This window comes from Enterococcus termitis (assembly GCF_001730305.1).
Lineage (GTDB): Bacteria > Bacillota > Bacilli > Lactobacillales > Enterococcaceae > Enterococcus_L > Enterococcus_L termitis.
Map to the genome: position 1 here is coordinate 262,823 of NZ_MIJY01000044.1, position 11,825 is coordinate 274,647.

General features: G+C 38.2%; 12 protein-coding genes. 9 read left to right on the forward strand and 3 right to left on the reverse strand.

The genetic code is table 11. From position 1 onward, the window contains the following. Position 1 precedes the first annotated feature (1 nt). On the forward strand, positions 2-619 hold the full coding sequence (locus tag BCR25_RS16620; RefSeq protein ID WP_069664719.1) for a P-loop nucleotide/nucleoside kinase family protein: 618 nt from the start codon (positions 2-4) through the stop codon (positions 617-619). 78 nt (positions 620-697) lie between these two features. Here the strand turns inward: BCR25_RS16620 and BCR25_RS16625 are convergent, their stop codons facing one another. The 3 genes from BCR25_RS16625 to BCR25_RS16635 form a co-directional block, all read right to left on the reverse strand. Next, positions 698-1,849 (reverse strand): pyridoxal phosphate-dependent aminotransferase, encoded by a 1,152-nt coding sequence (locus BCR25_RS16625; protein ID WP_069664720.1) that lies wholly within the window; start codon positions 1,847-1,849, stop codon positions 698-700. A gap of 103 nt (positions 1,850-1,952) precedes the next feature. Beyond that, positions 1,953-2,675 (reverse strand): amino acid ABC transporter ATP-binding protein, encoded by a 723-nt coding sequence (locus BCR25_RS16630; protein WP_069664721.1) that lies wholly within the window; start codon positions 2,673-2,675, stop codon positions 1,953-1,955. Then, positions 2,668-4,131, reverse strand: a complete 1,464-nt coding sequence (locus BCR25_RS16635; protein WP_069664722.1) for an ABC transporter substrate-binding protein/permease — start codon at positions 4,129-4,131, stop codon at positions 2,668-2,670. Before BCR25_RS16635 ends, BCR25_RS16630 begins: the two co-directional genes overlap by 8 nt. Before the next feature lie 232 nt (positions 4,132-4,363). Here BCR25_RS16635 and BCR25_RS16640 point away from each other — a divergent pair, with 232 nt between their 5' ends. From BCR25_RS16640 to BCR25_RS16675, 8 genes are all read left to right on the forward strand, one after another. Beyond that, complete coding sequence (locus BCR25_RS16640; RefSeq protein ID WP_069664723.1) at positions 4,364-5,452, forward strand: iron-containing alcohol dehydrogenase family protein; 1,089 nt, start codon at positions 4,364-4,366, stop codon at positions 5,450-5,452. Positions 5,453-5,609: 157 nt separating this feature from the next. Continuing rightward, a complete protein-coding gene (gene tgt / locus BCR25_RS16645) occupies positions 5,610-6,755 on the forward strand; it encodes a tRNA guanosine(34) transglycosylase Tgt (RefSeq protein ID WP_069664724.1) in 1,146 nt (381 codons plus the stop codon). Between the two features lie 81 nt (positions 6,756-6,836). Further along, entirely contained in the window at positions 6,837-7,208 is a 372-nt protein-coding gene (gene yajC / locus BCR25_RS16650; RefSeq protein WP_069664725.1) for a preprotein translocase subunit YajC, read from the forward strand. 131 nt (positions 7,209-7,339) lie between these two features. Further along, complete coding sequence (locus tag BCR25_RS16655; RefSeq protein ID WP_245792177.1) at positions 7,340-7,588, forward strand: post-transcriptional regulator; 249 nt, start codon at positions 7,340-7,342, stop codon at positions 7,586-7,588. Between the two features lie 188 nt (positions 7,589-7,776). After that, a complete protein-coding gene (gene adhE / locus BCR25_RS16660) occupies positions 7,777-10,374 on the forward strand; it encodes a bifunctional acetaldehyde-CoA/alcohol dehydrogenase (RefSeq protein ID WP_069664727.1) in 2,598 nt (865 codons plus the stop codon). A 115-nt stretch (positions 10,375-10,489) separates the two neighbouring features. Further along, a complete protein-coding gene (locus tag BCR25_RS16665; protein ID WP_069664728.1) occupies positions 10,490-10,777 on the forward strand; it encodes a hypothetical protein in 288 nt (95 codons plus the stop codon). After that, entirely contained in the window at positions 10,777-11,034 is a 258-nt protein-coding gene (locus BCR25_RS16670) for a hypothetical protein (RefSeq protein WP_069664729.1), read from the forward strand. The genes BCR25_RS16665 and BCR25_RS16670 overlap by 1 nt, the downstream gene beginning before the upstream one ends. A 121-nt stretch (positions 11,035-11,155) precedes the next feature. Then, positions 11,156-11,572 carry a GNAT family N-acetyltransferase gene (locus tag BCR25_RS16675; protein ID WP_069664730.1) on the forward strand — a complete coding sequence of 139 codons (417 nt, stop codon included), beginning with the start codon at positions 11,156-11,158 and terminating at the stop codon, positions 11,570-11,572. Positions 11,573-11,825 lie beyond the last annotated feature (253 nt).

An 11,825-nucleotide genomic window follows, 5' to 3' on the forward strand; every position in this document is an offset into this window, starting at 1 on the left:
AATGAAAAAATATTTGATCCTGATTGCTGGCAGTCCGGCAACAGGGAAAACCTACCTAATCACAAAAATCAGGGAACAAATTCCAAATATCTTTTTGCTTACGCCAGATGAAGGCAAAGAACTGTTCGCTGACTCCGTCGGATTTGATACACTTGCTGAGAAGTCTCAGTTAGAAAAAAGAGTTTGGCACTTTTATTATGGTATCTTAGCATTATATATGGACGCGGGAAAACAGGTGATCGTGTCAGAATACCCATTTAGTGACAAGCAAAAAGATAAGCTAGCGCAACTGGCTTGTACGTATGAATATGAAATCATTACGATTCGTTTAGTTGCTGATTTCGACGTATTGTGGGAAAGAAGAAAAGTCCGAGATTTAGAACCAGATCGGCACCTTAGTCATTTAATGACACATTATCATTTTCATGATCGATTAGAGGATCGTAGCAAAGCAGATAATCATATTACAAAAGAAGAATTCAAGCAAATAATCCAAAAAAGAAAATACGACCAATTTCAATTAGGAGAAGTTCATGAATTTGATGTGACAGACTATGAAAAAGTAGATTATAGCCATTTGATCCAATACTTAAAAAATAAGATCGAGAATGAAAATTGAAGAACGGTAAGTGAAGAGAATGGGACAAATACCTATAAGGGCTATCGCCCTCGTGGTAATTGTCCCATCCTTCTTAAGTTAAATGCTCATTTTTTCGATACGGTCAAACGCTTCTTTTAAAACACTGATATCTTGAGTAGCAGCTAAACGTACATACTCATCGCCTGTAGTTTCGCCAAAGGCTTTTCCTGGAATCATCAATACATTGGTTTCTTTCAGGACCTTTTCAACAAAAGGAACCGAGGTCAGTCCTGTTTTAGAAATGTTGATGAAGGCATACATACTGCCCTTCACAGGGTGTAAGGATAAAAATGGAATTTGAGCAACTCTTTGTTCAATATATTCCAATCGTTCTTTAAATACGGAGACGACTTTTGGTACTAATTGTTCAGCGTGATTCAATGCATAAATCCCTGCTTGTTGTGAAGGACTTGGCGCAGAATAGGTGATACTTTCATTGATCAATTTAGCGGCTTCATTGATATAAGCTGGTGCAATCATATAGCCAATACGCCAGCCGGTCATAGCAAACGCTTTTGAAAAACTGCTGAAGGTAATCGTGTTTTCTGGTGCAAAAGTTGCCATGGGGACAAAATCATCGTAAAAACAAAAGGTTTCATAGACTTCATCTGAAAGGATATAAAAGTCATGTTTGATAGCAAGCTCTGCGATTGCTTTAAAGGTTTCAGGAGAGAAAACGGCTCCTGTTGGATTATTCGGCGAATTGATAATGATGGCTTTTGTTTTGTCAGTGATGGCTGCTTTCAAGACGTCAATATTGATTTGGAAACCATCTTCCTCGTAAGTTGGAATAAAGACAGGTTGACCGCCAGCGAAAATTACTTGATCTTTATAAGGTGAAAAGTAGGGTTCGTGAATGATGACTTCATCGCCAGCATCTAATAATACCTGTAAGGTCAAGTACATACCATGTAGAGCGCCAACTGTTGCTCGAACTTGAGTGGGTTCAAAAGATAAACCATATTGTTTTTCATAAAAGGCTACAACGGTTTCGATAAATTCCTGACTGCCGCCAGAAGCTGTATATTTTGTATGTCCATTTTTAGCGTCAGTAAAGGCCGCGTTGATGATCGTTTCATCAGTGATCAAATCCGGATCACCAATCGATAAATCCAGTAGATTAGGTACCTGCTTAGCCAATGTTGCGATGTCCATCAGAATATTTTCTGCAGGATGCTGGTGACGTTTGGCGATATTTGAGATGTCCATGTGTTCCTCCTTTTAGTTCATGCTTTCTTTATTTTATTCCTGTTTTGATAATTTTTAAAGAGGGCGAAGCAAATTTGGAACAATTTGCTCAGCCCTCTGTTTTTTATAATACTTTTCTCAAGAAGTCTTGTGTTCTTGGGTTTTTAGGTTGTCCAAAAATCTCTTCAGGTGTTCCTTCTTCTTGAACGATTCCGGCATCCATAAAAATGACACGATCTGCTACTTCACGAGCAAAGCCCATTTCATGTGTCACAACGACCATTGTCATACCTTCGACTGCTAAGGCTTTCATGACAGATAACACTTCGCCGACCATTTCAGGATCAAGAGCTGAAGTTGGTTCATCGAACAGCATCACATCGGGATTCATGGCTAAGGCTCTAGCAATCGCTACACGCTGTTGTTGACCGCCGGATAAGCTGGATGGATAACTGCTGCTTTTGTCCTTTAAGCCTACTTGTTCTAATAAAGCTAAAGCTTTTTCTTTCGCCGCAGCAGGTGTCTCTTTTTTGACTTTGATCGGACTGATCGTCAAATTATCTAAAACTGTTTTATGTGGGAAAAGGTTAAAGTTCTGAAAAACCATTCCCATTTTTTGGCGTAATGTGTCTATATCTGTATCTTTGTCCAGCAAATTTTTTCCTTCGAATTCGATGACACCGTCAGTTGGTTGTTCTAGCAAATTTAAGCAACGAAGAAAAGTACTTTTTCCACTTCCGGAAGGTCCGATGATAACAACCACTTCACCAGCTTTTACATCTAGATCGATGCCTTTTAGGACTTCATTTTTTCCAAAGGTTTTGTGTAAGTTTTTAATATTAATCACTTGTACTCATTCTCCTTTCAGCAACACCTAATAGGCGGGAAATAGTAAAGGTTAAAACAAAGTAGATCAATGATACGACAAGATATGGTAAGAATGGTTTAAAGCTAGCTCCCTGTACGTTTCCGGCTTGGAAAATCAATTCAGAAACACCGATAACAGAAACCACAGAAGATTCTTTGATAACTGTTACGAATTCATTTCCTAGTGCAGGTAAAATGTTTTTGATCGCTTGCGGCAATATGATGTAACGCATCGCTTGCGGTTGGTTCATACCAAGGGAACGTGCGGCTTCTAATTGTCCTTTGTTGACAGCATTGATACCGGCACGGACGATTTCAGCGACATAGGCTCCACTATTCAGTGCTAAGGCGATACAGCCAGCTGCAATTTTGGAAAGATCTAACCCTAAAACACCTGTACCAAAATACACGATAAAAATTTGAACCAGTAAGGGTGTGCCGCGGACATACTCGATATATGCGATCGCGATACCACGTAGGATTTTTGATTTAGATAATTTCATTAAGGCTAATAAGCCACCTAAAATAGCACCAAATAATACACCCATAAAGGCTAAGAAAATCGTATAACCAGCACCGCTGATGTAAAATTTCCCATATTTACCTAAGAAGCTTTCATCGTCTGTAAACATTAGCTTCCCAGCTTCTTTTTTGTAGCCATCTAGTAAATTGTTGTCATTGATCGTTTGGATCGATGCATTTACCTTTTGTTCTAAGACAGGTGCAGTTTTAGGAATAGCAACTGCGGCATCTTTTTCTCCTTGTTCGAAGGTGACATCAGCAAAAGTCAATGTATCGTCTCGATCAACATATGCTTCTGCGACAGGCCCCTCTAAGACTGCGGCATCAACTTTTTTATTTTTTAAATTCATAATGATATCTGGAACCTTTTGTAAAGAAGTAGGAATAGAACCAGTCAATTCTGTTTTTGCCAACTCTTCTTGTGTCGTCTGTTTTTGGACACCGACTTTGACACCATCAAAATCTGTTGTGGATTGGAACGTGTCTTTATCATCTTTTCTGACAACAACTTTTTGTTGGACCGTCATATAAGGATGAGAAAAATTAACTTCCTTCAAACGTTCTGGCGTTGGCGCCATACCAGAGATGATCAAATCGATTTTGCCCGTTTTCAATGCGCCTAATAATGCATCAAAACCCAGTTCTTCGATTTTTAATTTTACCCCTAGATCATCAGCGATTTTTTGAGCGATAGAAATATCAAAACCAACGATCTGGTCTTTCCCATCCACATCAGCGTGAAATTCATAAGGCGCATAGTCAGCAGATAAACCGACGATCAATTCGCCACGTTTCATGATACCTTCGTAGACAGGATCCTTTTCTTCTGCAAATGTTGTGCTAGCTGGAAGAAAAGCGAACAATACCATAAAGAACGGTATAATGAGTGCTAAAGCTTTTTTGCATAGTTTCATTTTTTAATCTCCTTTGTAGTCAAATTTTGAAAGCAAGTCATACATTAAAGCAGTAAACGGAACTTTTTCAATAAATATACTGAAAAAATCGAATAAATGTATAAAAATTTATTGTTTTCGGATGTGAATTATCATATCATAGATTAAGGGAAAGGAAAAGTGGAATTGTTCAAAGAATTAATAAAATTTCACTTTTGCATAAAAATTTAGAAAAAATGGAAGGTCGAGAAGAATGAATCAATCATTGATAGTCAGAGGAGCTCCACAAGAATATGAATGCCGTGAGGGTGCCTGGAATGATTTAGAAGCGCATTTAAATAGAAGAAAGTTAAAACGTGTAATGATTTTACACGGGAAAGATTCATGGGAAGCAGCGAAAAACTATTTTCCTTCGTTAGTGAATATAGATGCACTTTTTGTTTATTATGGCGGTGAGTGTACGGATGAAAAGACAGCAGAGTTAAAACAACTGTTTGAACAAAATGAACTGGAAGGTATCGTTGCAGTTGGCGGTGGGAAAATTGCAGATTTAGGGAAAGCTGTGGCGAATAAGTGCCAAGCGCCGGTTTTGATTTTACCAACCTTAGCTGCCACTTGTGCGGCATACACACCATTAAGTGTTATCTATGATCAAGCTGGTTCGATGGTTCGCTATGATGTTTTTGCCCAAAGTAATGCCTTGGTGTTGATTGAACCTAATGTGATTTTGAATTCGCCCATTGATTTGATGATAGCTGGAATCGGTGATACTGTCGCAAAATGGTATGAAGCAGATGCGATGATTTCTCAACTAGCGGTTCAATCTATTGAAATACAAGTGGCTGACTTTGCTGCTCAAAAATGTCGGGAAATCCTGTTGTACGATAGTCAAGCAGCACTTGAAGCTATGGAGAAAAAAGAAATCAATCAAGCTTTTCTAAATGTTGTAGAAACCAATATTTTATTAGGTGGAATGGTTGGCGGTTTTGGCGATGATTATGGACGTACTGCTGGAGCGCATTCGATCCATGATGCATTGACGATTTTACCTGAAAGTCACAAGCAGCTCCATGGAAATAAAGTTGCTTATGGGGTGCTGGTTCAATTAGTGATTGAAGACAAGTGGGATGAAATCGAACAGCTGATACCATTTTATCAGCAATTAAAACTGCCGATATCGTTAAAAGAGATGCAAATGACTTTAACCGATGAAGAGTATCAGCGTGTGGCAGAACGTGCTGCTGAACCCCATGAAACGATTCATTATATGAAGGAAAAGATTACACCGAATGTTGTGAAAAACGCTATGCTACAGCTGGAAGCGGCTATGAAGAAGAAATAAACAAAGGAATCGATCAAAGCTGCATGAATAATAGCGTAGCTTTGATCGATTATTTGTCTAAGGATATCCTAAAGAAAGCCTGTAAAACCTTGCAAAGACACAGAAAAAAAAGTATGATGGGTGAAGCGTGAATTTACAAAAGAAAGTAGGGAAATGAATGACGGAACCAGCCATTCGTTATCGTTTAATAAAAAAAGAAAAACATACAGGTGCTCGTTTAGGTGAATTGATTACCCCACATGGTACTTTTCCAACACCAATGTTTATGCCGGTAGGAACGTTAGCGACAGTAAAAACGATGTCACCAGAGGATTTAAAAGAGATAGGTGCAGGCGTGATTTTAAGCAATACCTATCATTTATGGCTTCGTCCTGGAGATGATTTGATTGCAGAAGCAGGCGGCTTACATAAATTTATGAATTGGGATCAACCCATTTTAACCGATTCAGGCGGCTTCCAAGTGTTCTCATTAAGTGATATGCGTAAAATCACTGAAGAAGGGGTTCATTTTAGACACCATTTGAATGGATCGAAATTATTCCTTTCACCAGAAAAGGCCATCAACATCCAAAATAATCTAGGCTCTGATATTATGATGAGCTTTGATGAGTGTCCGCCATTTGACGAAAGTTATGATTATGTCAAAAAATCGATCGAACGTACGTCACGTTGGGCAGAGCGTGGCTTGAAAGCTCATGCCAATCCAGATCGTCAAGGCTTATTCGGGATCATTCAAGGTGCCGGATTTGAGGATCTACGTCGCCAAAGTGCTAAAGATTTGATCAGTATGGATTTTCCAGGTTATTCGATCGGTGGATTATCTGTTGGAGAACCAAAAGCAGAAATGAATCGAGTACTTGATTTCACGACGCCGTTGATTCCGGACAATAAACCAAGATACCTAATGGGTGTTGGAACCGCTGATTCATTGATCGATGGTGTGATTCGCGGGATCGATATGTTTGACTGTGTATTGCCGACTAGAATTGCTAGAAATGGTACTTGTATGACTTCAAAAGGTCGTTTAGTGGTTAAGAATGCGCAGTATGCAAGAGATTTCCGTCCGTTGGATGAGAAATGTGATTGTTACACATGTAAAAATTATACGCGTGCCTATATTCGCCATTTGATCAAAGCCGACGAAACGTTCGGTATTCGCTTGACGTCCTACCATAATCTATATTTCTTGTTAAACTTAATGAAACAAGTTCGCCAAGCAATCATGGATGATAATTTACTTGAATTTCGTGAAGCCTTTTTTGAGGAATACGGCTTTAATAAAGAGAATGCGAAAAGTTTCTAATAATTTAATCAAAAGACTAGTGTTGTAAAGAAAATTTTGTTACAGTAAACTAGTGATTATACAATAGAGAGGTGAATCAGAATGGGCGGAGGAATTTCGTTTATTTTACCATTAATTCTTTTGGGAGGAATGATGTTTTTTATGACACGTTCCCAAAAGAAACAACAAAATGAGCGTCAAACACTTTTAGATGCAATGAAAGTGGGCGATGAAGTTGTCACAATTGGCGGCTTACATGGTGTGATTTCTGAAATCGATAGCAGCAAAAAAACTGTATTTATCGATTGCGAAGGAATCGTGTTAGAGTTTGATCGTGCGGCGATCAAAACTGTCAAACCAGGTACAGCAGTAGTCAATGACAGCGACGTAACCGTTGTTGAAACCAAAGAAGAAACAGTTATTGAAGAACCGACAGTAACTGACGTTTCTGACAACGATGAAACGAAAGAATAAATTCCAGCTTGCTGGAATTTTTTCTTTCTAGCTGGTAAAATCTGTCAAAACGAATTAATTTACTACATATTTATTCTGTTAGAAAGAAGGGATGAGCCATCGAAAAGTTATCCTGGCGCCAACGGTTTCTAGTGAAAAAAGAATTAAAGGCGACGTGCCAGTCTTTTCGAGAGCTTGGGTATTCATCAGTCGATGAGAAGGAATTGATGCATTACCTCGTTTCTTATCGATGGAAAAAGAATGCACCATCGTCGATCCAAGCATGCCGAGAAGACATTTTACATATTAAGCCAAATGAATTTTTTGATTATCAGCAGTTGATTGCACAAACCAGTAGTTTGACACTTAACGATTGGCATGATTTAAAAGACTTATTCTAGAGATAGAATGGTCTTTTTTCGATTCTATCAAAATGAAACGCTTACTTTTTCTGATTGGATAAAAAATTGCATAAATGTGAAAAAAATCACAAAAAACTATTTACAAGAAAAAAATATTGTTGTATGATGTGTATGTGAAATGGTTAACAAACAAAAATACATGATATATTTTTCAGGAGGATTTTTAAATGGCTAAAACAACCAAGAAAGATGAGACCAAAACTACTGATGTGTCAGCGATGATCGATGAGTTGGCAAGAAAAGCAAATGTCGCTTTAAAAGAAATGGAAGATTTTGACCAAGCAAAAGTTGACCACATTGTGCACCAAATGGCAATGGCAGCTTTAGACCAACACATGCCGCTAGCAAAAATGGCTGTAGAAGAAACTGGCCGTGGAATTTATGAAGACAAAGCAATCAAAAACATGTATGCCTCTGAATATATTTGGAACAGCATCAAACACGATAAAACAGTTGGCGTGATCAATAAAGATGACCAAACTGGTTTGATCGAAATTGCTGAACCAGTCGGTGTGGTTTGTGGTGTTACACCAACAACGAACCCAACATCAACAACGATCTTTAAAGCATTGATCGCACTTAAAACACGTAATCCAATCGTGTTCGCTTTCCATCCAAGTGCACAAAAATGTTCTGCTGAAGCAGCACGTATCGTTCGCGATGCAGCAATCAAAGCAGGTGCTCCTGAAAACTGTGTACAATGGATCGAACAACCTTCATTAGAAGCAACTTCAGGCTTGATGAATCACCCTGGAATCGCCATCGTTTTAGCCACTGGTGGTGCTGCAATGGTGAAATCAGCTTACTCAACTGGTAAACCAGCATTGGGAGTAGGACCTGGTAATGTTCCTTCTTATATTGAAAAAACAGCAAAAATCAAACGTGCAGTGAATGACTTGATCGTTTCTAAATCATTCGATAACGGTATGATTTGTGCCTCTGAGCAAGCTGTAATCGTAGATAAAGAAATTTATGCAGCTGTAAAAGCTGAATTTGAAGCACACCAAGTGTACTTCGTAAAACCGAATGAATTACAAAAATTAGAAGACGCAGTAATGAACGAAGGAAAATATGCAGTTAATCCTGCAATCGTTGGTTACTCTGCTGAACATATCGCTGATCTAGCAGGGATCAAAGTACCAAAAGGCACGAAAATTTTAGTTGCAGAACTTGAAGGAGCAGGTGCTGAATACCCACTTTCACGTGAAAAATTATCACCAGTTCTAGCAATGATGAAAGCTAAAGATACAGATCACGCTTTTGATTTATGTGAAGCGATGCTTGAATTAGGTGGCTTAGGACATACTGCAGTGATCCATACAGAAGATGAAGATCTACAAGTGAAATTCGGTTTACGTATGAAAGCTTGCCGTATCTTAGTAAACTCTCCATCTGCAGAAGGCGGAATCGGAAATATCTACAACGAAATGATCCCTTCATTAACATTAGGTTGTGGTTCATATGGTAAAAACTCTGTATCTAAAAACGTATCTGCTGTCAACTTGATCAACGTCAAAACTGTAGCGAAACGGAGAAATAATATGCAATGGTTTAAATTACCACCAAAAATTTTCTTTGAAAAGAATTCATTACAATACCTACAAAAAATGGAAAATGTTGAACGTGTAATGATCGTTTGTGACCCAGGTATGGTTCAATTCGGTTACGCTGATACAGTTCGTAAAGAATTACAAAAACGTAAAAATGATGTGAAGATCGAAGTCTTCTCAGATGTTGAACCAAACCCATCAACAAACACAGTATATGCTGGGACTAAGATGATGGCAGACTTTGAACCTGATACAATTATTGCATTAGGTGGGGGATCTGCAATGGATGCTGCCAAAGGCATGTGGATGTTCTATGAGCACCCAGATACAGAATTCTTTGGAGCAAAACAAAAATTCTTAGATATCCGTAAACGTACGTACAAAATTGAAAAAGCAGTTAAAACACAATTTGTATGTATCCCAACAACATCAGGTACTGGTTCAGAAGTAACACCATTTGCGGTTATTACAGATAGCGAAACACACGTGAAATACCCATTAGCGGATTACGCTTTGACACCAGATGTAGCGATCGTTGATCCTCAATTTGTTATGTCAGTTCCAGCTTCTGTAACTGCTGACACTGGAATGGATGTATTGACACATGCGATCGAATCATATGTTTCTGTTATGGCTTCTGATTATACTCGCGGACTAAGCTTACAAGCAATCAAACTTGTTTTCGATCATTTAGAAAACTCTGTGAAACGTCCAGATGCAGAATCTCGTGAAAAAATGCATAATGCTTCAACAATGGCAGGTATGGCGTTTGCCAATGCATTCTTGGGAATTTGTCACTCTGTAGCGCATAAAATTGGTGGAGAATATGGTATTCCACACGGACGTACAAATGCGATTCTTTTACCGCACATTATCCGTTACAATGCCAAAGATCCTTCAAAACATGCAATGTTCCCTAAATATGATTACTTCCGTGCAGACACAGATTACGCTGACATTGCGAAATTCTTAGGTCTTAAAGGAAAAAATACTGCTGAATTAGTAGATGCATTAGCAAAAGCAGTTTACGATTTAGGTGTTGCAGTTGGAATCGATATGAACCTTAAAGCACAAGGTGTAACACAAGAAATTCTTGATTCTACTGTTGATCACATGGCTGAATTGGCTTACGAAGATCAATGTACAACTGCTAATCCAAAAGAACCACTAATCAGTGAATTAAAACAAATCATTATTGATGCTTATAATGGTTAAGAGATAGCTTTTATCAAAGAATCGACTCGAAAACTTCGAGTCGATTTTTTTGTGCAGCAATAATCTGTCATTCTACACACACAACGAAGAATGATCTAATTGACTTTGGCTTTAAGTGTATGTTTTGAAAGAGGATATTCTTTTTCAAAGAGATAGTGGCATTCGTGACCTGGAAGAAGTTGCAGATATGACACACTATTATTTAAAAGACTATGTTCCAGATCAAGAGTTTATTATGCAGGCTGTACATAAGTTAGATAGAATGAAAGAAGAAGTCTATGAAGTGGCACGACATGACCGAAAGCAGATTGAGCGAGAGATAGAAGACTTAGACGAGAACTATTATCGCGCGATTCGCACATTATCTGATCAGGAATCTGCTAAGAAAGAGAGTGATTTTTGATGTTAGATGATGTAAAAAAAGAACTTAAAAAAACAGCACAGAAAGAAGCAATCGCCTTAGCAATTGGTCACTCCATGAATCAAAAAAAGCAAACGAATAAACAAAAAGTCAAACAAAGTGGGGAAGCGAAACTATCTTCGCTTAAAACCAATATGGCAAGTGTTTCAGAGAGTATGGGGAACTCTGTAAAAGGAGAATTTGGTAAAAAAGTAAAAGAAAGCTTCAAAAAGCAAGGTCAAAATTTAGATAAGTTTTAATAGAAAATTATTTTCATACCGTTTAGCCTAAATACATCGGGTTGTTAAGAATGATTAAACAAGCTATGCTTTCTGTTTTAAAGGGATTATAATAAATCAAAAAGAAATAGTGAGGAGCATTATGACCATTCGAGAAGCGAAATCCGCAGATATACAGGCAATCAACCACTTAAACACCGATGCGTTACAACATGAATACCCATTGAAGGAAGCCGAAGAACGATTGAATGCCATTCTTTCTTCGCCGTCTAACCAATTATTCGTAAAAGAAATAGACGGACAAGTTGTTGGATATATTCAATTAAGTGAATATATTTGTACGTATGGTCCAGTCTTGATGAATGTTTTAGGTTTGGCAGTCGACGAAGCATTTCGCCAGCAAGGAATCGGCAAAGCATTGTTGGAACACGGTGAACAGTGGGCACAAGAAAATGGTGCCCAAGGCGTCCGGTTGAACTCAGGGATTGAAAGAAGCGAAGCGCATAAATTTTATCAGCGGGAAGGCTACGAAGAAGTTAAAAAGGTTTCTGGGATATAACTCTATGAGTTATAATCCAATCAACTAGAATCTGAATAAACGGTGGAAGCAGAAGCAACCCCTTCGGAAATAAGCTGAAATTCACAAAAATTTGAAGAGCAATTTTCGTGAATTCCTTCTTATTTCTTGGGGTTAAACACTTCTGAGGTGACCCCCAAAAGTTGTACATGAAAAATACAACTTTGGGAGGTCATTTTTTTGAACTTTTATGAAGCAGATTTTAAATTGAACATAGTAAAGGAATACCTTGAAG

Coding starts and splice junctions, on each gene's coding strand:
- BCR25_RS16675 (WP_069664730.1), top strand. CDS start 11,156: ATGACCATTCGAGAAGCGAAATCCGCAGATATACAGGCAATCAACCAC.
- yajC (WP_069664725.1), top strand. CDS start 6,837: ATGGGCGGAGGAATTTCGTTTATTTTACCATTAATTCTTTTGGGAGGA.
- tgt (WP_069664724.1), top strand. CDS start 5,610: ATGACGGAACCAGCCATTCGTTATCGTTTAATAAAAAAAGAAAAACAT.
- BCR25_RS16625 (WP_069664720.1), bottom strand. CDS start 1,849: ATGGACATCTCAAATATCGCCAAACGTCACCAGCATCCTGCAGAAAAT.
- BCR25_RS16620 (WP_069664719.1), top strand. CDS start 2: ATGAAAAAATATTTGATCCTGATTGCTGGCAGTCCGGCAACAGGGAAA.
- BCR25_RS16635 (WP_069664722.1), bottom strand. CDS start 4,131: ATGAAACTATGCAAAAAAGCTTTAGCACTCATTATACCGTTCTTTATG.
- BCR25_RS16640 (WP_069664723.1), top strand. CDS start 4,364: ATGAATCAATCATTGATAGTCAGAGGAGCTCCACAAGAATATGAATGC.
- BCR25_RS16670 (WP_069664729.1), top strand. CDS start 10,777: ATGTTAGATGATGTAAAAAAAGAACTTAAAAAAACAGCACAGAAAGAA.
- adhE (WP_069664727.1), top strand. CDS start 7,777: ATGGCTAAAACAACCAAGAAAGATGAGACCAAAACTACTGATGTGTCA.